Genomic DNA, 22,898 nt, shown 5'->3' on the forward strand with positions numbered 1-22,898 from the left:
ACGCAGCGGGGTGCGGGCGAATTCCCGACCTCGGGAATCCCCGAGGTGCATTTGCCGCGGCGGCGATTGCGGGTATCTTCGCGCCATGACCGCTGTCGACCCGTTGGCCAGCCTGCCGCTTTCCACCGTGCGCGTCTGGGATCTTCCCACCCGCATCTTCCACTGGCTCCTCGCGGTCTGCGTGTTCGCCTCGATCGGCAGCGCCTGGATCGGCGGCAACGCGATGGTCTGGCACTTCCGGCTCGGCTACGTGGTGTTCACGCTGCTCGCGTTCCGGTTGCTGTGGGGAATCGTGGGGGGGCACTGGTCGCGGTTCGCGACCTTCGCCTATCCGCCGGCCACCACGCTGCGCTATCTGCGGGGCGGGGGCCGGCCCGAGGAGCACCATGAGGTGGGGCACAACCCGGTCGGCGCGTTCTCGGTGTTCGGCCTGCTCGCGCTGCTGGCGGCGCAGGTCGCCACGGGCCTGTTCGCGGACGACGAGATCTCGAACACCGGCCCGCTGATCCGCTTCGTGACGGGCGAGACCAGCCTGGCGCTGACGCGCTGGCACAAGGGCTACGGGCAGTGGCTGATCATCGCGATGGTGGTGCTGCACATCGCCGCGATCCTCTATTACCTGCTGGCCAAGCGCCGCGACCTCGTGCGACCGATGCTGCACGGCGACAAGCAACTGACGGTGGCCGCGCCGGCGGCGCGCGACAACGCCGCAACCCGGTTGCTCGCCGCGCTGTTGGTCGGGCTGTGTGCCGGCGGTGTGGCCTGGGTCGTCAGCCTGGCCGGCTGAACGGCGCCGGGTCGATGGCATGATCGTTCCCGCATGGAAGACGAACCGCCCCGCATCGAGTTGATCCACGCCGCCGCGTCGCCGTGGCTCGAGCCGGCGCGCGAGATCCTGCGCGAGTACGCGGCCAGCCTCGCGATCGACCTGTGCTTCCAGAACTTCGACGAGGAACTCGCCGCGTTGCCGGGCGCCTACGCGCCGCCGTCCGGGCAACTGCTGCTGGCCTATGTCGATGGCGCGCTCGCGGCATGCGGCGCGCTGCGCGGCCTCGACGACGTGGACCATGCGAACGCCTGCGAAATGAAGCGGCTGTATGTGCGCCCGGCGTTCCGGCGCTTCGGCCTCGGTCGCACGCTGGCCGAGGCGCTGCTCGACGAGGCGCGCCGCGCCGGGTATTCGACGATGCTGCTCGACACGCTCGACGAGATGGAATCGGCCCGCGAGCTCTACGCCAGCCTGGGCTTCGAGGAATGCGCGCCTTACTACTTCAACCCGATTCCCGGCGCGCATTACCTGAAGGTGGAGCTGGACTGAGGCACCGCGGGTTCGTCCGGAGCACGGGGCGGCGTAGGATCGGCGCGTGGCGGATGCGCGCCGTGTCGGCGCGACTCCTGCCGTGCCACCACCACCGGAACCGCCATGACGGGAAAACCCAAGCCATCGTTCGAACTCCATGCCGGCGCGTTGCGCCTGGCGCTGCGCCCGGACCTGGGCGGCTGCATCGCCGGGCTGTGGCACCGGGACACGCCGATCCTGCGCTCGACCGAGCCCGACGCGCTGCAGGCATCGCGGCCATCGGCTTGCTACCCGCTGGTGCCGTACTCGAACCGCCTCGCGTTCCGCAAGTTCCGCTGGAAGGGGCACGACTACACGACTCAGCCGAATTTCGACGACAGCCCGCACTCGGTGCACGGCATGGGATGGCAGCGGCCGTGGGAGATCGTCTCCAGCAGCGTGCTCGAGGTGGTGATCAGGCTCGTGCACCCCGGTGACGCCGACTGGCCCTTCCCGTTCGAGGCGACTCAGTACTTCACGTTGACGCCGCAATCGATGAGCGTCGAGATGGTGTTCACCAACACCGGCGAGATCGCGCAACCCGTCGGCCTGGGCTGGCACCCGTACTTCAACAAGCGCTCGCGCAGCCGCCTGCACATCGAGCTGACCGACCGCTGGGATGCGGACGCGAACCAGCTGCCGGTGCGCAAGGTCGCGCAGCCCGGCATCGACAGCGACGTGTCGCACCTCGATTTCGACAACTGCTTCGACGGCTGGAAGGGCCCGGCGCGCATTCGCGACGAGAAGTTCTCGCTGCAGCTGACGTCCTCGCTGAACCGCCTGGTGGTGTTCACGCCGCAGGACCGCGACTACTTCTGCGTCGAGCCGGTGAGCCACGTCTCCAATGCGATCCACATGGCCGACCCGGCGGCACACGGCCTGCGCACCGTCGCGCCGGGCGAGAGCCTGGACGTCTCGATGAAACTCGAGGTCGCGGTGGTCTGATGACGATGGGCAATCTGGCGCACGGCGAGGTGCGCGTGGCGGTTGCATCGGCTGCCGTGCTCGGCGAATCACCGGTCTGGCACCCGCGCGAACAGGTGCTCTACTACGCGGACATTCCCGGCCGCCGGCTGCAACGCTTCGACCCGCGCAGCGGCGAGCTGCGCCACTGGGCGTTCGACACCGAGGTGTCCAGTTTCGCGCCGATGGTCGACGGCCGGTTGCTGCTGGCCATGCGCGACGGACTCTGGCGCTTCGACCCGGCGACCGGCGAGCGCAAGCGCGCCGCCGAACCGCCGTACGACCCGAGCGTCGAGCGTTTCAACGACGGCAAGTGCGACGCGCAGGGCCGGTTCTGGGTCAGCACGATCTACGAGCCGCGCCAGCCCCCGCGCGCCACGCTCAACTGCTTCGCGAACGGTCAGCTCAGCCGGAAGGCCGAGGGCCTGACGGTCGGCAATGGCCTCGCCTGGAGCCCCAACGGGCGCACGATCCACTGGAGCGACACGACCAGCCACACGATCTTCGCCGCCGACTTCGATCCGCAGACCGGGGGCCTGAGCCGGCAGCGGGTGTTCGCGAGCTTTGCGCCGAAGCAGCCGGGCCAGGACCTCGCCACCTACGGCGGTCGGCCGGACGGCGCGGCGATGGATTCGGAAGGCTGCTATTGGGCTGCGATGTTCGAGGGCCAGCGGCTGGTGCGCCTGTCGCCCGATGGCGAACTGATCGGCGAGGTGAAATTGCCGGTCCGGTGCCCGACCATGCCGTGCTTCGGCGGGCCCGACCTGAAGACGCTCTACATCACGACCGCGCGCGAGAACCGTCCCGCGGCCGAACTGATCGAGCAGCCCTATGCCGGGTGCGTACTCGCGCTCGACGTGGACGTGCCGGGGCTGCCGGTCAACTTCGCCCGATGAGGCGCGGGGTGCGCGGATGAACCGCGACGAGCAACTCGCCCGGCTGCGTGCCGACGAGGCCTGGGACGTCGCGGTGATCGGCGGTGGCGCGACCGGGCTCGGTGTCGCGCTCGATGCCGCCGCGCGCGGCTGGCGCGTCGTGCTGGTCGAGGCCAGCGATTTCGCGCAGGGCACCTCGTCGCGCAGCACCAAGCTGGTCCACGGCGGGGTGCGCTACCTGGCGCAGGGCAACGTCGCGCTGGTGCGCGAGGCGCTGCACGAGCGCTCCACGCTGTTGGCCAACGCGCCGCACTTGGCGCAGCCGCTCGCGTTCGTGATGCCCGGGTACACCTGGTGGGAGCGCGGCTTCTACGGCGTCGGGCTGAAGGCCTACGACGCACTGGCCGGCAGCCGCGGCCTGGGCAGCACGCAGTTGCTGTCCACCGCGCAGGTCAAGGCGCTGGTGCCGACCGTGCGCACGCGCGGCCTGTCGGGCGGTGTCAAGTACTGGGACGGCCAGTTCGACGACGCGCGGCTCGCGGTTGCGCTGGCGCGCACCGCCGTGTCGCGCGGCGCCTGTGTCGTCAATCACGTGCGTTGCGCAGCAGTGCGGCGCGAGGACGGCAAGGTTCGCGGCCTGGTCGCGCAGGACGCCGAGACCGGCGAGCGCTTCGCGCTGCGCGCGAAGTGCGTGATCAACGCGACCGGCGTCTGGGTCGACGCGGTTCGCGACATGGACACCGACGACGGCGCCGCGCAGCGTCCGCCGATGGTCGCGCCCAGCCAGGGCGTGCACCTGGTCGTCGACCGCACGTTCCTGCCGACCGACCACGCGCTGCTGATCCCGAAGACCGACGACGGTCGCGTGCTGTTCGCGGTGCCGTGGCTCGGCAAGACCGTGCTCGGCACGACCGACACGCCGCGCGACGACGTGGTCGCCGAACCGGCGCCGTTCAAGGACGAGGTCGAATTCATCCTGCGCGAGGCGGGCAAGTACCTCAGCAAGCAACCGACGCGCGCCGACGTGCTGTCGGTCTGGGTCGGGCTGCGGCCGCTCGTGCGCCCCCCGCAGGACGAGGATGGCCACACGCAGACCAAGGCGCTGTCGCGCGAGCACACGGTCCTCGTCGACCCGTCCGGCCTCGTCACGGTCACCGGCGGCAAGTGGACGACCTACCGGGCGATGGCGGAAGACGTGCTGAGCCATTGCATGGCCGCCGGCCTGTTGCCGCAACGTCGCGCGGGCATCACCGAGCACCTCCGGCTCGCGGGCGCACCCGCCGGTGCCGGCGAGACCTTGACGCAGGCGCCGGGCGAGCACGAGTACGGTGCCGATCTCGCGGCACTGCGCGCACTGCCGGGTGCCGACGACTGGCTGTGGCGCGACGAAGGCGGCGGTCTCAGCGTTGCGATGGTGCGCTTCGCCGCGCGGGTCGAAATGGCGCGCAGCGTGGAGGACGTGCTCGCCCGGCGCTGCCGGTTGCTGTTCCTCGACGCGCGGCGCGCGGCCGCGCTGGCCGACGCCGTGGCCGCGATCCTGAGCCAGGAACTGGGCGCCGATTTCGATGCGGCCGCCTCCGCAGCGTCGTTGCAGGCGCTCGCGGCGCGCTACCTTCAATTGCCCTGACCCGTCAAGTCCTCGTGGTGTGGTGGGGCAGTCTGGAGCCTCGGTGGTTTCCCCATATAATTCCGAGGCTTTGCTGCGCGCGCACCCTGTTGGACCATGATGAACTCGATCGGTACGGCTGGTGCGCATGGCAAGGCCGTCGACCCCGGCGAAGACTGGGGCGATGAAGCGCCCGCGGCGGCATTCAAGCCCTGGTCCCGAGAAGAGGCCGAGGCCTGGAGAAAGTCCAACCCGTCGTCATCGCCCTGGCGGGTCGTGGCGGCCCAGGCCGTGGTGGGGCTGGTGTGTGCCGCAGTCGCCTGGGTACTCACCCGCCAAGGCGTGACGGCCTGGTCGGCGCTGTACGGCGCGGCCGCTGTCGTCTTGCCGAGTGCCTTGCTGGCGCGGGGGATGACGAAGAGAGCGCGAAACCCGATGGCCATGGCCGCGGGTTTCATGTTCTGGGAGATGCTGAAGATCGGGGTGGCGATCGCGATGTTGGCGATCGCCGTGAGGGTTGTACCGAACCTGAGTTGGCCGGCGCTGCTGGTCACGATGGTCGTGTGCATCAAGGTCAACTGGGTCGCGCTGCTGTGGCGTGGCCGGCGTGCGGACAACAAGGCGTAGCAACAAGATGGCAGCAGAGGCAGTGGCGAAAGAAGGCGCGGCGCATGCCCCCACCGCAGGTGAATACATCATTCACCACCTGCAGCACCTGCAGAACCAGCACCAGCATGGTGTGGCCGATTTCTCGGTCGTCAACCTGGATTCGATGTTCTTCACGATCGTGATCGGCGTGATCGGCTGCTGGCTCCTGTGGCTGGCCGCACGCAAGGCCACGTCGGGCGTGCCGGGCCGCTTCCAGGCGGCCGTCGAGCTGCTGGTCGAGATGGTCGACAGCCAGGCCAAGGGCATCGTCCACAACGCGCAGAGCCGCAAGCTGGTCGCGCCGCTGGCCCTCACGGTGTTCGTCTGGATCTTCCTGCTGAACGCGATGGACCTGCTGCCGGTCGACCTGCTGCCGTGGATCGGCGAGCATGTGTTCGGCCTGTCGCACCTGCGCGTCGTGCCGACCGCCGACCTGTCGATCACGATGGGCCTGTCGCTCGGCGTGCTGATCGTCTGCCTGATCTACAACGTCAAGATCAAGGGCGCGGGCGGCTGGATCCACGAACTGTTCTCGGCGCCGTTCGGCGACAAGTGGTTCCTGTATCCGGTGAACTTCCTGATGCAGATCATCGAGTTCGTCGCCAAGACCGTCTCGCACGGCATGCGGCTGTTCGGCAACATGTACGCCGGCGAATTGATCTTCATGCTGATCGCCCTGATGGGCGGTGCCTTCGCGCTCAGCGCCACCGGCATCCTGCTGACCATCGGCCACATCGTCGCCGGTTCGGTCTGGGCGATCTTCCACATCCTGATCATCACGCTCCAGGCGTTCGTGTTCATGATGTTGACGCTGGTGTATGTCGGCCAGGCGCACGACCATCACTGAGCCTTGAAACGGTTTTTCCCGCGGCATCTCATTTCTCGAGATTTCATTTTTCCTTTCTAACAAACCTCAACTGGAGTCATCATGGAAGTCATTAGCTTTGTTGCCCTCGCCGCTGGCCTGATCATTGGTCTGGGTGCCGTCGGCGCCTGTATCGGCATCGGCATCATGGGCAGCAAGTACCTCGAGTCGGCTGCCCGCCAACCCGAACTGATGAACGAGCTGCAGACCAAGATGTTCCTGCTGGCCGGCTTGATCGACGCCGCGTTCATCATCGGCACCGGTATCGCGCTGTGGTTCGCCACCGCCAACCCGTTCCTGGCGCAGATCGCCAACCTGCCGAAGTAAGCCATTGCGGCGCCGCGTGACCGGCGCTTCGCAATCCCCCTTTCTTCCCATAAAGGCAAGAACGTGAGCATCAACGCAACGCTGATCGTGCAAATGATCGTGTTCCTGATCCTCGTCGGCTTCACGATGAAATTCGTGTGGCCGCCGATCGTCAAGGCACTCGACGAGCGCGCGAAGAAAATCGCCGACGGCCTGTCGGCCGCCGACAAGGCCAAGGCCGAGTTGACCAACGCCAACAAGCGTGTCGAAGAGCAGCTGTCGAGCGCCCGCAAGGACGCCGCGCAACGCCTGGCCGATGCCGAGCGCCTGGCTCAGTCGATGATCGAAGAGGCCAAGGGCCGTGCGACCGAAGAGGGCGCGAAGATCATCGCGTCGGCCAAGGCCGAGGCCGAGCAAGAGTCGATCAAGGCACGCGAAACGCTGCGTGATCAGGTCGCCGCGCTGGCCGTCAAGGGTGCCGAGCAGATCCTGCGCAAGGAGGTCGACCCGACCGTCCATGCCGCGCTCCTGTCGCAACTCAAGACCGAGCTCTGAACGATGGCCGAGCTTGCAACCCTTGCCCGGCCGTATGCCGAAGCGCTGTTCCAGGTCGCCGAGAAGGGCGATCTGAAGCAGGCGAGCGCCCAGCTCGACGCACTCGCGCAGGTCGCCGCGAATCCGCAGCTGCGCCAGTTCGCCGACGCGCCGAAATCGGGCGCGCAGCAGGTGTTCGACGTGATCACCGGTGTGGCGAATGTGCCGCTGTCGGACGCATCGAAGAACCTGCTGCGCACCGTGATCGACAACGGCCGCTTGAGCGTGCTGCCCGAGATCGCCGCGCAGTTCCACGCGCTGGTGAGCGAACGCTCGGGCGTGTCGGACGCGGTCGTCTACAGCGCCTTCCCGATCGAGCCGGCACAGCTGGCCGACGTGATCGCCTCGCTGGAGACGCGCTTCAAGCGCAAGCTCAACGCCACCGTGCAGGTGCAACCCGATCTGATCGGCGGCATCCGTGTCGTCGTCGGCGACGAAGTGCTCGACACCTCGGTGAAGGCACGCCTCGAACAAATGAAGGCGGCGCTCACGGCCTGAGGCCTGTGAGCGACGTCCACCGGAGAGAGCAATGAACCTGAATCCCGCAGAAATTTCCGAACTGATCAAGAGCCGCATCGAGGGTCTCGGCGCGGCGACCGACATTCGCAACCAGGGCACCGTGGTGTCCGTGACCGACGGCATCTGCCGCGTCCACGGCCTGTCCGACGTGATGCAGGGCGAAATGCTGGAGTTCGCGCCGGCACCCGATGGCTCGCCGACCTTCGGCCTGGCGCTGAACCTCGAGCGTGACTCGGTCGGCGCCGTGATTCTGGGCGAGTACGAGCACATCTCCGAAGGCGACGTGGTCAAGTGCACGGGCCGCATCCTCGAAGTGCCGGTCGGCCCCGAGCTGAAGGGCCGCGTCGTCAACGCGCTGGGCCAGCCGATCGACGGCAAGGGCCCGGTCGGCGCCAAGATGCAGATGCCGATCGAGAAGATCGCGCCGGGCGTGATCGCCCGCAAGTCGGTCGACCAGCCGATGCAGACCGGCCTGAAGTCCATCGACTCGATGGTGCCGATCGGTCGCGGCCAGCGCGAGCTGATCATCGGCGACCGTCAGACCGGCAAGACCGCCGTGGCGATCGACGCGATCATCAACCAGAAGGGTCAGAACATGACCTGCATCTACGTCGCGATCGGCCAGAAGGCCTCGTCGATCAAGAACGTGGTGCGCGCGCTCGAAGCCAACGGCGCGATGGAATACACCATCGTGGTCGCCGCGTCGGCCGCCGAATCGGCCGCGATGCAGTACGTGTCGGCCTACTCGGGCTGCACGATGGGCGAGTACTTCCGCGATCGCGGCGAAGACGCGCTGATCGTGTACGACGACCTGTCCAAGCAGGCCGTCGCCTACCGCCAGGTCTCGCTGCTGCTGCGCCGCCCGCCGGGCCGTGAAGCGTACCCGGGCGATGTGTTCTACCTCCACTCGCGCCTGCTCGAGCGCGCCGCGCGCGTGAACGCCGACTATGTCGAAGCGTTCACCAACGGTGCCGTCAAGGGCAAGACCGGCTCGCTGACCGCGCTGCCGATCATCGAGACGCAAGCCGGTGACGTGTCCGCGTTCGTCCCGACCAACGTGATCTCGATCACCGACGGCCAGATCTTCCTGGAGACCTCGCTGTTCAACGCCGGCATCCGCCCGGCGATCAACGCGGGCATCTCGGTGTCGCGCGTCGGCTCGTCGGCGCAGACCAAGATCATCAAGGGCCAGTCGGGCGGCATCCGTACCGACCTGGCGCAGTACCGCGAGCTGGCCGCGTTCGCGCAGTTCGCCTCCGACCTCGACGAAGCGACCCGCAAGCAACTCGACCGCGGTGCCCGCGTGACCGAGCTGCTGAAGCAGAACCAGTACTCGCCGCAGCCGATCAGCTTGATGGGCGCGACGCTGTTCGCGGTAAACAAGGGCTTCATGGACGACATCGACGTCAAGAAGATCCTCGCGTTCGAGCACGGCCTGCACACGCACCTGAAGACCAGCCACGCCGCGATGCTGAAGAAGATCGAGGACACCAAGGCGCTCGACAAGGATGCCGAGGCCGAGCTGTCCGGCGCGATCGCTGCGTTCAAGAAGTCCTTCGCCTGATCTAACTAGGAGCCGTCATGGCAGCAGGCAAAGAAATCCGCGGCAAGATCAAGAGCTTCGAGAACACGAAGAAGATCACCAAGGCCATGGAAATGGTCTCGGTCGCCAAGATGCGCAAGGCGCAGGACCGCATGCGCGCGGCGCGCCCGTACGCCGAGAAGATTCGCAGCCTGGCGGCCAACCTGTCGACCGCCACGCCCGAGTACAAGCACCCGTTCATGGTGAAGAACGAGTCCGCGAAGACCGCGGGCATGATCCTCGTCACGACCGACAAGGGCCTGTGCGGAGGCTTGAACACCAACGTGCTGCGCGCGGTCACCAACAAGTTCAAGGAACTCGAAGCGGCCGGCCAGAAGATCGAAGCGGTCGCGATCGGCAACAAGGGCTACGGCTTCCTGAACCGCATCGGCGCGCGTGTCGTCTCGCATGCCACGCAGCTCGGCGACAAGCCGACGCTCGAGAAGCTGATCGGCCCCGTCAAGGTGCTGCTCGACGCGTATGCCGAGGGCAAGCTGTCGGCCGTGTACCTCAGCTACACCAAGTTCATCAACACGATCAAGCAGGAGCCGGTGGTCGTGCAACTGCTGCCGCTCTCGGCCGAGAGCCTGGCCGTCGACAAGAACGCCGACGGCCAGACGCACGGCTGGGACTACATCTACGAGCCCGACGCGGCCACGGTGATCGACGAACTGCTGCTGCGCTACACCGAGGCGCTCGTGTTCCAGGCCCTGGCCGAGAACATGGCCTCGGAGCACTCGGCGCGCATGGTCGCGATGAAGGCGGCGACCGACAACGCGGGCAACCTGATCGGCGAACTCAAGCTGATCTACAACCGCACGCGCCAGGCCGCGATCACCAAAGAACTGTCCGAAATCGTCGCTGGTGCAGCGGCGGTTTGAGCATCCCGAATTGAGTCAAAGGAAAAATCATGGCTGACGTGCAAACCCAAGGCAAGATCGTCCAGTGCATCGGCGCTGTCGTGGACGTCGAATTCCCGCGCAACGCGATGCCGCACATCTATGACGCGCTGAAGATGGACGGCGGCGAGCTGACCCTCGAAGTCCAGCAGCAACTCGGCGATGGCGTGGTGCGCACCATTGCGCTCGGCTCGTCCGACGGCCTGCGCCGCGGCCTGATGGTGACGAACACCGGCAAGCCGATTTCGGTGCCGGTCGGTCGCGCGACGCTCGGTCGCATCATGGACGTGCTCGGTCGCCCGATCGACGAGCGCGGTCCGGTCTCGCAAGAGCTGACGATGTCGATCCACCGCAAGCCGCCGGCGTACGACGAGCTGAGCCCGTCGCAAGACCTGCTCGAGACCGGCATCAAGGTGATCGACCTGATCTGCCCGTTCGCCAAGGGCGGCAAGGTCGGCCTGTTCGGTGGTGCCGGCGTCGGCAAGACCGTCAACATGATGGAGCTGATCAACAACATCGCGAAGGCGCACAGCGGCCTGTCGGTGTTCGCCGGTGTCGGCGAGCGCACCCGCGAGGGCAACGACTTCTATCACGAGATGGCCGATTCGAAGGTCGTCGACCTCGAGAACCTGCCCGAGTCGAAGGTCGCGATGGTCTACGGCCAGATGAACGAGCCGCCGGGCAACCGCCTGCGCGTCGCGCTGACCGGCCTGACGATCGCCGAGTCGTTCCGTGACGAAGGCAAGGACGTGCTGTTCTTCGTCGACAACATCTACCGCTACACGCTGGCCGGTACCGAAGTGTCGGCGCTGCTGGGCCGGATGCCTTCCGCGGTAGGCTACCAGCCGACGCTGGCCGAGGAAATGGGACGCCTGCAGGAGCGCATCACGTCGACCAAGGTCGGCTCGATCACCTCGATCCAGGCCGTCTACGTGCCGGCGGACGACCTGACCGACCCGTCGCCTGCCACGACCTTCGCCCACTTGGACTCGACCGTCGTGCTCTCGCGCGACATCGCCTCGCTCGGCATCTACCCGGCCGTGGACCCGCTCGATTCGACTTCGCGCCAGCTCGACCCGAACGTCGTCGGCGAAGACCACTACAACACCGCCCGCGCGGTGCAGGGCACGCTGCAGCGCTACAAGGAACTGCGCGACATCATCGCCGTGCTCGGCATGGACGAGCTGTCGCCGGAAGACAAGCTGGCCGTGGCCCGCGCGCGCAAGATCCAGCGCTTCCTGAGCCAGCCGTTCCACGTTGCCGAGGTCTTCACCGGCTCGCCGGGCAAGTACGTCCCGCTGAAGGAAACCATCCGCGGCTTCAAGATGATCGTCGCCGGCGAGTGCGATTCGCTGCCGGAGCAGGCGTTCTACATGGTCGGCACCATCGACGAGGCCATCGAGAAGGCCAAGAAGATCAACTGATCGGAGCATCACGATGGCCACCCTGCAAGTCAGTGTCGTCTCCGCCGAAGGCAGCATCTTCGAAGGCGAGGCGAAGTTCGTCGCGCTGCCGGGCGAGGGCGGCGAGCTCGGCATCCTGCCGCGCCACACGCCGTTGATCACCCGCATCAAGCCGGGCGCGGTGCGCATCGAGCGTGCCGACAATGGCGAGGAAGAATTCGTGTTCGTCGCCGGCGGCATCCTCGAGGTGCAGCCCGGCACGGTGACCGTGCTGGCCGACACCGCGATCCGCGGCCACGACCTCGACGAAGCCAAGGCGAACGAAGCCAAGCGCCTGGCCGAGGACGCGATGAAGAACGCCAAGAGCGACATCGACTTCGCGAAAGCGCAAGGCGAGTTCGCGGCCATGGCAGCGCAGATCGCGGCGATCCGCAAGTTCCGCGGCAAGTAATTCCCGCCTTGATCAGAAGCCCGCCGGCGCAGTGCGTCGAGCGGGCTTTTTCGTGGGCGCGCGCAAACGACCCGCATGCGTTACCCTGCGACCCCACCAACGGAGAATCGCATGGCCATCCAGGCACAACGCAATCGAGCACGACTTCATGTTCTCCGCGACAACGTCCATCGCGCCAAGCGCGATGTGAAGCGCAAGCTGCCGGGAGCGGCAGAGCGGCTGAAGGCTCACCAGGCCGTTCGCCTCGCGTTCGCTGAGAACGGCAAGTAAGGCTCGCCATCCTCGCTCGCCGCCTGGCGAGTGAGGTGGTTATTGATCTCGTGTATCAGAAGTGACAAAGTAACGCGACCAAGCCCGGGCATTCCGGAGCCGCACACGGTGGCAGCATGGACGCGTTCGACGACAGACCCCCGATCCGCCACGACGTCGGAGACGCCGACCGCAGGAACATCGCGGACCCTCGGCGCGCCCTGCTGGACCGGCACCGTGGCGCACGCATCCTGGTGGCCGAGGACAACGAGGTCAACCAGATCGTCGTGCAGGAGTTGCTGGAGGCCGTGGGCTGCACGGTCGACACGGCCGGCAACGGTGGCGAAGCGGTGGAACTGGCCCGCGACGGCCGCTACGACCTGATCCTGATGGACGTGCACATGCCGGTGATGGACGGCCTGGCCGCGACCCGCGCACTGCGTGCCTGCCCCGGGTGGACGACCCGGCCTATCCTGGCGATGACCGCGGACCTGTTCGACGCGAGCCGACAGGACTGCCGCGAAGCCGGCATGGACGATTTCGTGATCAAGCCGTTTCGACCCGACGATCTTTACGCGGCCCTGCTCAAGTGGCTGCCGCCGGATGCAGCAGCCACGCCACCAGCGTGAAGCTCGCGAACGCAAGCACGGTCGAGGCCATGATGATCCGCGCCACGCGGCCGTTGTCGGCACCGTAGCGCTCGGCCAGCAGCGAGACGTTGCTGGCGCTCGGCAGCGCCGCCGCGAGCACCAGGATGGTCAGGCCGAACGCCGGCACATCGACGCCCGTCGCCCGCAGGCCCAGACCGACGGCGCCCACCAGCAGCGGATGCACCAGCAGCTTGATCAGCGCCGCCGGCAGGTAGTCGCCCAGCGGCGTGCGGCTGTGGGCGTGCTGACCTGCCCGCCAGAGCACGGCGCCGATCGTGAACAGCGCCACCGGTGACGCCGAATCGGCGAGCATCTTCACGACCTGCGCGGCGGCCGCGGGCAACTGCAGCGACGTCGCCGCCGCCAGCGCCCCCAGCGCGATGGCCCAGGGTTGCGGGTTGGTCGCCGCGCCGCGCATGGCGCGCAGGGCAACCACCGGCCACGCGGCATCGCCCCGCGCGCCGTGTCCGTGCGCCTGCGCGAGTGCCAGGCACAGCGTGCTGGTGAGGAACAGGTCGACCAGCAGGGTGCCGATGACCGGGCCCGACGCCGCGTCGCCGAACAGTGCGACGAGCAGCGGCACACCCATGAAGCCGCTGTTCGGGAACGCCGCGACCAGGGCGCCGAACGCGCCGTTCTTCAAGCCCACGCGGCGCAGCGTCAGCGCGACCGTGAGGCCGACGATCCCCAGCGCACACAACGCGTAGACCGCGATCAGCGCCGGGTCGATCAGCCGCGCGAACGGCATGCTCGCGCCGAAGCGAAACAGCATGCAGGGCAGCGCGAAGTACAGCACGTAGGCGTTGAGACCGGGTATCGCGGCCTCGGGCAGCAGCCGCCGCTGCGCCGCCACGAAGCCCAGCAACACCAGCGCGAAAAACGGGATCGTGACGGTCAGGATCGCTTGCATGTTCCGGCGAGTATCGCAAGCGATTTGCGCGGGGAGCGATAGCTATGATGGCGCCCTTCCGCCCCCACCGACGACGTGTCCTCCGCCCCCGACCCCCTCAACCCTGCACAGCTCGACGCCGTCCACCACCTGGGCGGACCCTGCCTCGTGCTCGCGGGTGCCGGCTCGGGCAAGACGCGCGTGATCACGCACAAGATCGCGCGGCTGCTGCAGGCCGGCTACGCGCCGGGCCAGATCGCCGCGATCACGTTCACCAACAAGGCGGCGCAGGAGATGCGCGAGCGCGCGAAGGCGTTGATCGGCCCGCGCGCGGCCAAGCACCTGGTCGTCAGCACGTTCCATTCGCTGGGCGTGCGCATCCTGCGCAGCGAGTACGACAAGCTCGGGTTGAAGCAGCAGTTCAGCATCCTCGACAGCGACGACGTGCTCGGCATCCTGAAGGAAGCCGGCGCGAGCAGCGACAACGCCCTCGCGCGCCGCTGGCAGTGGACGATCAGCCTGTGGAAGAACGAGGGCCTGCACAGCGGCACCGTGGAACCGGCGAACGCCGACGAGCAGGTCGCGCAGCGCGTGATGCAGCGCTACGAGGAGCGGCTCGCCGCCTACCAGGCGGTCGACTTCGACGACCTGATCGGCCTGCCGCACCGCCTGCTGCAGCGCGACGCCGAGGTGCGCGCCAAATGGCAGGACACGCTGCGCTACCTGCTGGTCGACGAGTACCAGGACACCAACGCGATCCAGTACGAGATGCTGAAGTCGCTGGCCGGCGAGCGGGCCATGTTCACCGCCGTGGGCGACGACGACCAGAGCATCTACGGCTGGCGCGGTGCGACGATCGACAACCTGAAGCGCCTGCCGCAGGACTATCCCAGCCTGAAGGTCATCGCGCTCGAACAGAACTATCGCTCGACGGGCCACATCCTGCGCGCCGCGAACATGGTGATCGGGAACAACCCGAAGCTGTTCGAGAAGAAGCTGTGGAGCGCGTTCGGCGACGGCGAACCGGTGCGCGTGATCGAGTGCGACAACGAGGAGCACGAGGCCGAGCGGGTCGTCGCGCGCTTCCAGGCCCTGCAGGCGGCCGGCACCGTCGAGTTCAAGGACTTCGCGGTGCTGTACCGCGCCAACCACCAGGCGCGCGTGTTCGAGAAGGCGCTGCGCAAGGCCGGCATCCCGTACAAGGTCTCGGGCGGGCAGAGTTTCTTCGACCGCGCCGAGATCAAGGACCTGTGCGCCTGGCTGCGCCTGATCGTCAACAACGACGACGACCCCGCGTTCCTGCGCGCGGTGACGACGCCCAAGCGCGGCATCGGCCACCAGACGCTCGCCGCGCTCGGCGAATTCGCCGGCAAGTGGAAGACCAGCCTGTACGAGGCGCTGTTCGCCGAGAGCCTCGGTTCGGTGCTGAGCGGCCGCGCGCTCGGCTCGCTGCACGAGTTCGGCCGCTACGTGAACGACTTCGAGTTCCGCGCCCGCCAGACCACCGGTGCCGAGGACGCGAAGGTGCTGCTGTCCGGCTGGCTCAAGGACCTCGACTACGAGAAGCACCTGCACGACGGCGAGGACAGCGAGAAGCTCGCCGCCGCGCGCTGGAGCAACGTGCTCGACTTCGTCGACTGGATCGCCAAGCGCTGCGGCGGCGAGCTGGAGAACGATGGCGGCTTGGCCATCGAGAGCGAGAAGAAGAGCGTGCTCGAGGTCGCGCAGACGATCTCGGTGATCATCAGCCTGGCCGAGCGCGGCGACGACCAGAACGTCGTCACGCTGTCGACGCTGCATGCGGCCAAGGGACTGGAATGGCCGCATGTCGTGCTGGCCGGCGTCAACGAAGGCCTGCTGCCGTTCCGCAGCGAGGACGACGACATGACCGCCGAGCGGCTGGAGGAGGAACGCCGGCTGATGTACGTGGGCATCACACGCGCGCGCACCACGCTGGGCGTGAGCGTGCTGCGGCGGCGCAAGCGCGGGCGCGAGTTCATCGCCGGCGTGCAGAGCCGCTTCGTCAAGGAGATGAAGCTCGACGAGGTCACCGCGAAGGAAGATCCGCGCGAGAAGCTGAAGGCCTTGCGCGCGGCCGCTGCTGCGCGGGCGCAGAAGGCGGCTGCCGAGGCGCCGCTGCGTTGACGCGGTCGGCGCAGGTCAGGCGGCGTGCAGGTTCTCGCGCAGGTCAGGCCCGGGTGTCTGCAGCAGCGTCACCCGGCCGTCGCGCCAGGCGCGGTCGAAGTCGGACTCGATGTCGTGCAGCGCCTCGCGTGTCGCCGCGGTCGACGACGCGATGCCGACCGCGCGGTTGCGGCCCTGGTTCTTCGCGGTGTAGAGCGCCATGTCGGCCAGGTTGACCGCCTGCTCCCACGGGACCTCGGCGCCGTATGGCGGCAGCGGGAAGCGCGCGTAGCCGATCGAGGCCGTCACGCGCAGCGCCTGGGCGCCGACCGTCACCGGCGTCTGCCCGATGATGCGCAGCACCCGCGCTGCCATCTGCTCGGCCTGCTCGGGGGCCGCGCGCGGCGCGAGGATCAGGAACTCCTCGCCGCCCCAGCGCACCACCAGGTCGTCGCTGCGCACCGCTTCGTTCAGGCGCCGCGCGACCTCGATGAGCACCTGGTCACCGGCGGCATGGCCGCTCACGTCGTTGACGCGCTTGAAGTGGTCGATGTCCACCAGCAGCAGTGCGCCGTCGAAGCCGCCGCTGCTGCACAGCCGGGACATCACGGCATGGAAGTGGCGCCGGTTCGCGAGGTTGGTCAGCGGGTCGCGTTCGCTCTGCGCCTGCAGTTGCACGTGGCTCGCGGCGAGGCGGGCATGCGTGTCGCGCACGCGCCGGTACAGGATCACGACCAGCACGATCGCCAGCAGCATCACCGCCGCGAGCAGCCACCAGATGCGCTGCTGCAGGTCGCGGCTGGCGAGCGCCTCGGTCTTCAGCGCGTTGTCGCGGGCCAGCAGTTCGATGTCGCGCTGGCGCGCATCGGCATCGTTGCGGCTCTGCATCTCCTTCAGCGCGATGCTGCGGTTCGCGCTCATCACTTCGGCACTCAGGGCGCGTTCGCGGTGGTAGAGCTCGAGTGCGCCCCGCGCATCGCCCGCGGCGGCGAGGGCCTCGCCGAACTCCTGCAGCGTGCCGACCTGGCGGCCGGTCTCGCCGCTGCGCTGCCAGAGCTCGAGCAATTCGGCCAGGTCGCGCTTGCCCTCGGCCAGGCGCCCGAGGCCGATCTTCGCGATGCCGGCGTTGTTGAGCAGCACGCGCTCGGCGCGCACGTCGTTGTGCCGACGCACGATGATCAGCGCCCGGTCGGCCGCGCGCAGCGCATCGGCCGGGCGGTCCAGCCGCGCGTAAGCGTCGCTGAGGTTGTTCAGAAGCGTGGCTTCCAGGCGCGGCGCCTGGGCCAGCATGGCCAGCGCCAGCGCCTCCTCGAAGTGCCGCAGGCCCGCGCGGCGGTCGCCCTGCATGTTCGCCAGGCGGGCCTCGACATTGCTGACCCGCGCCTGCAGCGACTGGTCGTCGCTGTCGGTGGCGAGCCGCCGGGCCTGCTGAACCAGTTGCTGCGCCCGTTCGCGTTCGCCCCGTGCCTGTGCCGCCAGGGCCAGCGAGCCGAGGTTGGCGATGCGGCGGCGCGCATCGCCGGCCCATTCGGCGAGCTCCAGCGCGCTCTGGGCCATGCTTTGGACGGTGACGGACAGGCCCTGGCTGAGCGCGCGGCCTTCGAGGATGGCGAGGACGCGCCAGGCGGCGCGGTAGTCGCACTCCGGCGCGGGCGTGCTCGCCGCCGGCGGCCCGCCGGGGCAACCGGCGTGCAGTGCCGGCAGCGCCGATTGCGCCAGCGCCGCGGCGACGTCCAACTGCCCGGCGTTCTCCGCCAACGCGGCGCGCACGAGGTTCGATGCCGCCATCCAGCGGCCCTGCGGGTCCTCGACAGCGCTGGCGAGAAGCTGTTCGGCGATCGTGCTCGCGCGCGCCGCATGGCCCGTCTGCGCCTCGACCAGTCCCATGCCCAGCAGCACCGCGCGCTGGTCGGCCGCAGCCGAGAGCCCCGGGTCGCGACGCATCGCCTCGAGCGTCGCGATCGCCTGGGCGGGGCGTTCGTAGCCGGCGGTGACGATCGCGTCGATGCGCTGCGCCACCGGATCAACCTTGGGCGTGGCCACCGTGGTCTTCGCCGCGCCGGGCGCATTCGCCGCGGCGGGCAGTGCCGTCGCTGCCAGCGCCAGCGCGCACGCGTACAGGGCCAGGCGCGGCTTCATGCCGCCACCGCCAGTGGGGTGCGCCCTTGGAGCAGCGTGAGCGCCACCTGGCCGTCGCGCCAGGCAGTTTCCAGCGAGCGCGTGATCGCCTCGATCGACGCTTCGTCGCGCGCATGGAGCAGGCGGACGCCGTAGGCCCGGTTGCGGCCGTGGGCCTTGGCCAGGTACATGGCGGTGTCGACGAGGTTGATGGCGCGCTCCCAGGTCACGCGCACCTGGGCCGGGCCGATCGGGAACGTCGCGTAGCCGATCGAAGCCGTCACCGCGATGCGCTGTTTCTCGCAGGCCACCGGCGTGCGGTCGAGCGCGCCGAGCATGCGCTGCGCCAGCGTGTCGACCTGGTCCGGCGCGAGTGCCTGCACGACGACGAGGAACTCCTCGCCGCCCCAGCGCACGATCAGGTCCTCCTCGCGCAGCGTCTCGCGCAGGCGCTTCGCGACCTCGACCAGCACCGCGTCGCCGGCGCTGTGGCCGTGGCGGTCGTTGACGTGCTTGAAGTGATCGATGTCGACCAGGTACACGGTGCCGGTCAGCTTGCCGTCGTCGGCGAGCTGCCGCATGACGCTCTGGAAGTGACGGCGGTTGGCCAGCCCGGTGAGCGGATCGCGCTCGCCCTGCACCTTGAGCATCTCATTGCTGGTCGTGAGTTGCCGGTTGGTCTGGCGCACGCGGCGGTACAGCAGCCCGACGACCGCGAACGACATCACGAACGCCGCCGCCAGCAGCCACCACAGGTGTTGCTGCAGATCGCGCCGGTGCAACTGCTCGGCCTTGATCTCGTTCTCGCGGTTCAGCAAGGCCAGTTCACGGCTGCGCCGGTCGGCGTCGTACTGCTCCTGCATCGCGAGGATGGACTTCTGCTGGTCGTCGCGCAGCAACGTCGTCGCCAGCCGGCGGTGCTGGTGGTAGGCGCTGGCAGCGCCCGCGAGGTCGCCGGCCTTCTCGAGGTAGGTGCCGAGTTCGTTCAGCGTGTCCGTCACCCCGGTCAGCGAGCCGCGCCCCTCGTCGATCGCGATCGCGTCGCGCACATAGCGCTTGCCGAGCTCGAGGTGCTGAAGCGCGATGTGCGCCAGCCCCATGTTGGCCAGCGCGACCATCTCGACGTTGGCGTCCTTGAGATCGCGGGCCAGCGGCAGCGCCGCTTCGGCGCGGGCCAGGGCGATCCGGTACTCGCCGTTCTTCAGGAAGAAGTCGGCCAGGTTCGCGAGGTAGCGCGCTTCGTCGGCCTTGGCGCCGGCGCGGCGTGCCGCGACGATCGCGGCCTCGAACGAGCGGCGTTCGCCGAGCTGGTCGCCCAGGCTGTCGAGCACGATGCCGACGACGGTCAGGGCACGACCGAGCGACACCGGATCGTCGGCCTTCTCGGCGATCGCCACCGCCTCGTCGCCGATCGCGCGCGCCCGTTCGAACTGCTTGGCGCCGAAGTAGCTGTACGCGAGCGCGCTGCGCGCCTCGGCCTGCCGCCACGGATCGTCCTGCGTGTCGGCGATCGCGAGCACTTCGTGATGCATCCGCACTGCCGCTTCGAGCTGGCCGGCGTGGTCCTTGATGTAGCCGTGGGTGAAGACGTAGCGGAAGCGTTCGCGCGGCAGCAGCATCGTCGGCAGCGTGGCCATCACGTCCTGCATCATCGCGTCGGCGCGCTGCAGGTTGCCGTCGCGCGCCATCGAGCGGGCGCGCACCAGCTTCGCCGCGACGCCGGCCGCGGCGGCATTCGGGGCGCCCGGCTCGCCGGCCCAGGCCTCGAGCCGGGTGGCCGCGGGTTCGATGCTGTCGCCGGGCGCCCCGGCGGCCAGCACGAGGCCCTGGACGGTCAACAGCTCCAGGCGCTGCTCACTGTGCGGGGCGGTCGCCGGCAGCAACGCTTCGAGCGCCTGGGCGGCTTCGAACGGGCGCCCGCGGCCGCTGTCCTCCAGCGCGAGGATCCGGGCGGTCACGCTGTCGAACGACTGCGCGCGCGCCGGAACGAACGTGGCGCTTGCCAGCGTCAGCGCTGCACACCAGCCCAAGCCAAGGCACCAGCGGCGGAGGGTGGCGGCGCGGCTCATCGTCGGGGCCTCAGCTCACCGCCACCAGGGCGGGGCGCATCGTCTGGGCCAGCAGCGAGGCCAGCGCCGCTTCGGGCATCGGTTTGCCGAACAGGTAGCCCTGGTATTCGTCGCAGCCCTCGCGCCGCAGGAAGTCGAGCTGGTCGCGCCGCTCGACGCCCTCGGCGACGACATGCAGGCCGAGCGAGTGGCCCATCGCGATGATGGCGCGGGTCAGCGCGGCGTCGTCGCTGTCGGCGGGGATGTCGTTGACGAACGAGCGATCGATCTTCACGCAGTCGACCGGGAAGCGCTTGAGCGCCGCCAGCGACGAGTAGCCGGTGCCGAAGTCGTCCATCGCCAGCCGCACGCCGATCGCCTTGAGCCGGCGCATCGTTGCCTCGGCCGCGTCGGGCTGGTCCATCACCGCGCTCTCGGTCAGTTCGAGCTCGATCTGGTGCGGCGCGCAGCCGGCGATTGCCAGCATCTCGGCGACCTCGTCGACCAGCCGCGGGTTCTTGAACTGGCGCGCGCTGACGTTGACCGACATCGTGAGGCCTGTCGCGCCGGACTCGTGCAGCCGGCGCAGCGCGGCGGCGGCCTGGCGCATCACCCACGCGCCCATCGGCACGATCAGGCCGGTCTCTTCGGCGATGTCGATGAAGTGCCCGGGTGCCAGCAGGCCGCGCTCCGGGTGCTGCCAGCGCACCAGCGCTTCCATGCCGGCAGGGCGGCCGGTGATCACGTCGACGCGGGGCTGGTAGTGCAGCACGAGCTGGCCGAGGTCGATCGCGGTGCGCAGTTCGAGTTCGAGGGTCAGGCGCGCTTCGGCCGGCCCGCCGTCGTGCGCGCCGAACAGCGCGAAGCCGTCGCGGCCCGCGGCCTTGGCGCGGTACATCGCGATGTCGGCGTGGCGCAGCAGCGTCTCGACATCGGTCCCGTCCTGCGGGAACACCGCGATGCCGGCCGACACGGTGACGTGGTGCTGGATGCCGCTGCGCAGTTCCACCGGCACGCGCAGCGCGCCCAGGATGCGCTCGGCGATCTCCGCCGCATGGGACGCGTCGCGCACGTCGTGCAGCAACAGGCACATCTCGTCGCCACCCATGCGGGCGACGAGGTCGCGGCCGCGCACCACGTGCTTCATGCGGCTCGCGAGTTCCTGCAGCAGGTGATCGCCGGCGGCATGGCCCAGCGTGTCGTTGATGACCTTGAAACGGTCGACGTCGACGAAGATCACCGCGAACTGGCTCGAATCGCGCGTGCTGTGGTCGAGCGCCTTGCCGACCGCGAACTGGAAGGTCGCCCGGTTCGGCAGCGTCGTCAGCTCGTCGTGCTCGGCCAGGAACAGCGCGCGGCGCTCGGCGACCATCACGTCGGTCACGTCGCTGGTCAGGATGTAGACGCCGCTGACGCCGCCGTCGGCGCGCACCTTCGGCATGTACATGATGTTGAACCAACGGCCTCGCAACAGCTCTGTGCCGGTCACCCGGTGGTCGATCGCGAAAGTCTGGCCCGCGAGCGCGCGCTCGATGTGCGGCCGCAGGATGTTGTAGTGCTCCTCGCCGAAGATTTCGAGCGCGGTGCGGCCGAGCATCTGCTCGGGCGACTTGCCGAGCCAGCGCTGGTAGTTGCGGTTGACGAACTGGTAGCGCTGCTCGTTGTCGACGAACGCGACCATCGCCGGGATGTTGTCGGTGATCGTGCGCAACTCTTCCTCGCTGTGGCGCAGGCGGTGGCGCGAGTCGAGCAGGCGCTGGTAGGGCGAGCGGATGCTGTCGGCGACGATGGTGCGGTAGACCATCCAGAAGCCCGCGACCTTGTAGAGGTGGCCCGCGACCAGCGCGAGGTCGCTCAGCCGCGTGAACATCGTGAACACCACTTCGCCGATGGCCATCAGCGCGGCGGCGCACAGCAGCGAGGGCACGTCGAACGGTGGCGGCGCAGCGGCCCTGGTGCGACGCACCAGGAGCGCCGCGGCCATGAGGAACATCGCGACCAGCACGCCCTCGCCGGCATGCTTCAGGAAGGTCAGCGACTGGCCTTCGATCACCAGCGCCGGCAGGCTCTCGCGCCAGCCGAACACCCAGCCGAGCACGATCAGCACATAGGCCACGACCGCCAGCGGTGCGTGGCGCGTCCAGCGCGGCTGGTCGTCGGCGCGCCAGGGCAGCGCCGCGACGCACAGCATCGCTGCCGCGATCAGCAGCCGGCCGCCCATGAACAGCGCAGCCGCGCGGGTTGCGTCGTTGAGGCCGGCCAGATCGGGCATGCCGGGGAACGACAGCGTGTGGGCCAGGTCGAGCAGCAGCGCGCCCCCGCAGGCGCTGCCGAGCACGTTGACGCTGCGCGGCACCTCGAGCTCGCGGGCGTTCCACGCGACCGCGGTGATCGCCCCGCAGACCAGCATCGAGCTGAGCTCAAGCAGGGTGTGCCACTGGGTGTAGGTCAGACCGCCCCAGACGTCGGGCAAACGCACCGGGGACCACCAGAGCGCGACCATCGGGACCAGCGCCAGCGCGAGCAGGACGGCCTGGCGGCGGCCGTGCACCGCGCTGATCGAGGGCACGGCGGTGCCCGGCATGGCGCTCGCTGGATCGTTGCCCTGGGGGAAAGAAGTCATCGCCTGGTGCCCGGTTGCAGTCGCGGCGCGTCGAGCGCCGTCCGCGAGCCGGCCGTCAGGGGCGATGGCAGCTCGCGGTCAACCGTCTTCGGCCGGACCCCCGGGCGCTTGAGGGAAATGTGAATTCATCCGTTAACTATTTCGGTG

General features: G+C 68.7%; 21 protein-coding genes. 17 read left to right on the plus strand and 4 right to left on the minus strand.

Annotation, left to right across the window (positions count from 1 at the left end):
* Window positions 1-85 precede the first annotated feature (85 nt).
* The 16 genes from ACWH49_RS12420 (at window position 86) to ACWH49_RS12495 (ending at window position 12,928) form a co-directional block, all read left to right on the plus strand.
* The gene (locus ACWH49_RS12420) at window positions 86-787 is read left to right on the plus strand and encodes a cytochrome b/b6 domain-containing protein (protein WP_448171755.1); all 702 of its coding nucleotides are present in this window, start codon (window positions 86-88) and stop codon (window positions 785-787) included.
* A 33-nt stretch (window positions 788-820) separates the two neighbouring features.
* On the plus strand, window positions 821-1,318 hold the full coding sequence (locus ACWH49_RS12425; RefSeq protein WP_448171756.1) for a GNAT family N-acetyltransferase: 498 nt from the start codon (window positions 821-823) through the stop codon (window positions 1,316-1,318).
* Window positions 1,319-1,423: 105 nt separating this feature from the next.
* Complete coding sequence (locus ACWH49_RS12430; protein ID WP_448171757.1) at window positions 1,424-2,284, plus strand: aldose 1-epimerase; 861 nt, start codon at window positions 1,424-1,426, stop codon at window positions 2,282-2,284.
* Window positions 2,284-3,198, plus strand: a complete 915-nt coding sequence (locus ACWH49_RS12435) for an SMP-30/gluconolactonase/LRE family protein (protein ID WP_448171758.1) — start codon at window positions 2,284-2,286, stop codon at window positions 3,196-3,198. Before ACWH49_RS12430 ends, ACWH49_RS12435 begins: the two co-directional genes overlap by 1 nt.
* Window positions 3,199-3,214: 16 nt before the next feature.
* Window positions 3,215-4,804: an FAD-dependent oxidoreductase gene (locus ACWH49_RS12440; RefSeq protein ID WP_448171759.1), complete on the plus strand. Its 1,590-nt coding sequence runs from the start codon at window positions 3,215-3,217 to the stop codon at window positions 4,802-4,804.
* Between the two features lie 96 nt (window positions 4,805-4,900).
* Window positions 4,901-5,410, plus strand: coding sequence for an ATP synthase subunit I (locus ACWH49_RS12445; protein WP_448171760.1), 510 nt, complete (start codon window positions 4,901-4,903; stop codon window positions 5,408-5,410).
* A 7-nt stretch (window positions 5,411-5,417) separates the two neighbouring features.
* A complete protein-coding gene (gene atpB, locus ACWH49_RS12450) occupies window positions 5,418-6,278 on the plus strand; it encodes a F0F1 ATP synthase subunit A (RefSeq protein WP_448171761.1) in 861 nt (286 codons plus the stop codon).
* 81 nt (window positions 6,279-6,359) lie between these two features.
* Window positions 6,360-6,623: a F0F1 ATP synthase subunit C gene (gene atpE, locus ACWH49_RS12455; RefSeq protein ID WP_047487532.1), complete on the plus strand. Its 264-nt coding sequence runs from the start codon at window positions 6,360-6,362 to the stop codon at window positions 6,621-6,623.
* A gap of 63 nt (window positions 6,624-6,686) precedes the next feature.
* Window positions 6,687-7,157 carry a F0F1 ATP synthase subunit B gene (locus ACWH49_RS12460; RefSeq protein WP_056472343.1) on the plus strand — a complete coding sequence of 157 codons (471 nt, stop codon included), beginning with the start codon at window positions 6,687-6,689 and terminating at the stop codon, window positions 7,155-7,157.
* A gap of 3 nt (window positions 7,158-7,160) precedes the next feature.
* The gene (locus ACWH49_RS12465) at window positions 7,161-7,694 is read left to right on the plus strand and encodes a F0F1 ATP synthase subunit delta (RefSeq protein WP_056472340.1); all 534 of its coding nucleotides are present in this window, start codon (window positions 7,161-7,163) and stop codon (window positions 7,692-7,694) included.
* Between the two features lie 31 nt (window positions 7,695-7,725).
* A complete protein-coding gene (atpA, locus tag ACWH49_RS12470; RefSeq protein WP_056472337.1) occupies window positions 7,726-9,279 on the plus strand; it encodes a F0F1 ATP synthase subunit alpha in 1,554 nt (517 codons plus the stop codon).
* 17 nt (window positions 9,280-9,296) lie between these two features.
* A complete protein-coding gene (gene atpG / locus ACWH49_RS12475; RefSeq protein WP_448171762.1) occupies window positions 9,297-10,178 on the plus strand; it encodes a F0F1 ATP synthase subunit gamma in 882 nt (293 codons plus the stop codon).
* Window positions 10,179-10,207: 29 nt separating this feature from the next.
* The gene (atpD, locus tag ACWH49_RS12480; RefSeq protein WP_056472332.1) at window positions 10,208-11,620 is read left to right on the plus strand and encodes a F0F1 ATP synthase subunit beta; all 1,413 of its coding nucleotides are present in this window, start codon (window positions 10,208-10,210) and stop codon (window positions 11,618-11,620) included.
* Between the two features lie 13 nt (window positions 11,621-11,633).
* On the plus strand, window positions 11,634-12,050 hold the full coding sequence (locus tag ACWH49_RS12485) for a F0F1 ATP synthase subunit epsilon (RefSeq protein WP_056472329.1): 417 nt from the start codon (window positions 11,634-11,636) through the stop codon (window positions 12,048-12,050).
* 111 nt (window positions 12,051-12,161) lie between these two features.
* Window positions 12,162-12,320, plus strand: a complete 159-nt coding sequence (locus ACWH49_RS12490; protein WP_157615978.1) for a hypothetical protein — start codon at window positions 12,162-12,164, stop codon at window positions 12,318-12,320.
* A gap of 116 nt (window positions 12,321-12,436) precedes the next feature.
* Window positions 12,437-12,928 (plus strand): response regulator, encoded by a 492-nt coding sequence (locus tag ACWH49_RS12495; protein ID WP_448171763.1) that lies wholly within the window; start codon window positions 12,437-12,439, stop codon window positions 12,926-12,928.
* Here the strand turns inward: ACWH49_RS12495 and ACWH49_RS12500 are convergent.
* A complete protein-coding gene (locus ACWH49_RS12500) occupies window positions 12,885-13,859 on the minus strand; it encodes an AEC family transporter (RefSeq protein ID WP_448171764.1) in 975 nt (324 codons plus the stop codon). The two genes, ACWH49_RS12495 and ACWH49_RS12500, sit on opposite strands and share 44 nt — an antisense overlap.
* Window positions 13,860-13,934: 75 nt before the next feature.
* Between ACWH49_RS12500 and ACWH49_RS12505 the strand changes: the two genes are divergently transcribed.
* Complete coding sequence (locus tag ACWH49_RS12505) at window positions 13,935-15,983, plus strand: ATP-dependent helicase (protein WP_448171765.1); 2,049 nt, start codon at window positions 13,935-13,937, stop codon at window positions 15,981-15,983.
* 15 nt (window positions 15,984-15,998) lie between these two features.
* Here the strand turns inward: ACWH49_RS12505 and ACWH49_RS12510 are convergent, their stop codons facing one another.
* From ACWH49_RS12510 to ACWH49_RS12520, 3 genes are read right to left on the minus strand one after another with little or no spacing between them, the layout of a single operon-like run.
* On the minus strand, window positions 15,999-18,101 hold the full coding sequence (locus ACWH49_RS12510) for a diguanylate cyclase domain-containing protein (RefSeq protein WP_448171766.1): 2,103 nt from the start codon (window positions 18,099-18,101) through the stop codon (window positions 15,999-16,001).
* Window positions 18,098-20,149, minus strand: a complete 2,052-nt coding sequence (locus ACWH49_RS12515) for a diguanylate cyclase (protein WP_448171767.1) — start codon at window positions 20,147-20,149, stop codon at window positions 18,098-18,100. The genes ACWH49_RS12510 and ACWH49_RS12515 overlap by 4 nt, the downstream gene beginning before the upstream one ends.
* Before the next feature lie 10 nt (window positions 20,150-20,159).
* A complete protein-coding gene (locus ACWH49_RS12520; RefSeq protein ID WP_448171768.1) occupies window positions 20,160-22,751 on the minus strand; it encodes a bifunctional diguanylate cyclase/phosphodiesterase in 2,592 nt (863 codons plus the stop codon).
* Between the last annotated feature and the right edge of the window lie 147 nt (window positions 22,752-22,898).

The sequence above is a fragment of the Rhizobacter fulvus genome, assembly GCF_964020785.1.

Bases quoted from the DNA above. Each gene is read 5' to 3' on its own strand.
- ACWH49_RS12420 (WP_448171755.1), top strand. From the start codon at position 86: ATGACCGCTGTCGACCCGTTGGCCAGCCTGCCGCTTTCCACCGTGCGC.
- ACWH49_RS12425 (WP_448171756.1), top strand. From the start codon at position 821: ATGGAAGACGAACCGCCCCGCATCGAGTTGATCCACGCCGCCGCGTCG.
- ACWH49_RS12430 (WP_448171757.1), top strand. From the start codon at position 1,424: ATGACGGGAAAACCCAAGCCATCGTTCGAACTCCATGCCGGCGCGTTG.
- ACWH49_RS12435 (WP_448171758.1), top strand. From the start codon at position 2,284: ATGACGATGGGCAATCTGGCGCACGGCGAGGTGCGCGTGGCGGTTGCA.
- ACWH49_RS12440 (WP_448171759.1), top strand. From the start codon at position 3,215: ATGAACCGCGACGAGCAACTCGCCCGGCTGCGTGCCGACGAGGCCTGG.
- ACWH49_RS12445 (WP_448171760.1), top strand. From the start codon at position 4,901: ATGATGAACTCGATCGGTACGGCTGGTGCGCATGGCAAGGCCGTCGAC.
- atpB (WP_448171761.1), top strand. From the start codon at position 5,418: ATGGCAGCAGAGGCAGTGGCGAAAGAAGGCGCGGCGCATGCCCCCACC.
- atpE (WP_047487532.1), top strand. From the start codon at position 6,360: ATGGAAGTCATTAGCTTTGTTGCCCTCGCCGCTGGCCTGATCATTGGT.
- ACWH49_RS12465 (WP_056472340.1), top strand. From the start codon at position 7,161: ATGGCCGAGCTTGCAACCCTTGCCCGGCCGTATGCCGAAGCGCTGTTC.
- atpA (WP_056472337.1), top strand. From the start codon at position 7,726: ATGAACCTGAATCCCGCAGAAATTTCCGAACTGATCAAGAGCCGCATC.
- atpG (WP_448171762.1), top strand. From the start codon at position 9,297: ATGGCAGCAGGCAAAGAAATCCGCGGCAAGATCAAGAGCTTCGAGAAC.
- atpD (WP_056472332.1), top strand. From the start codon at position 10,208: ATGGCTGACGTGCAAACCCAAGGCAAGATCGTCCAGTGCATCGGCGCT.
- ACWH49_RS12485 (WP_056472329.1), top strand. From the start codon at position 11,634: ATGGCCACCCTGCAAGTCAGTGTCGTCTCCGCCGAAGGCAGCATCTTC.
- ACWH49_RS12490 (WP_157615978.1), top strand. From the start codon at position 12,162: ATGGCCATCCAGGCACAACGCAATCGAGCACGACTTCATGTTCTCCGC.
- ACWH49_RS12495 (WP_448171763.1), top strand. From the start codon at position 12,437: ATGGACGCGTTCGACGACAGACCCCCGATCCGCCACGACGTCGGAGAC.
- ACWH49_RS12500 (WP_448171764.1), bottom strand. From the start codon at position 13,859: ATGCAAGCGATCCTGACCGTCACGATCCCGTTTTTCGCGCTGGTGTTG.
- ACWH49_RS12510 (WP_448171766.1), bottom strand. From the start codon at position 18,101: ATGAAGCCGCGCCTGGCCCTGTACGCGTGCGCGCTGGCGCTGGCAGCG.
- ACWH49_RS12515 (WP_448171767.1), bottom strand. From the start codon at position 20,149: ATGAGCCGCGCCGCCACCCTCCGCCGCTGGTGCCTTGGCTTGGGCTGG.
- ACWH49_RS12520 (WP_448171768.1), bottom strand. From the start codon at position 22,751: ATGACTTCTTTCCCCCAGGGCAACGATCCAGCGAGCGCCATGCCGGGC.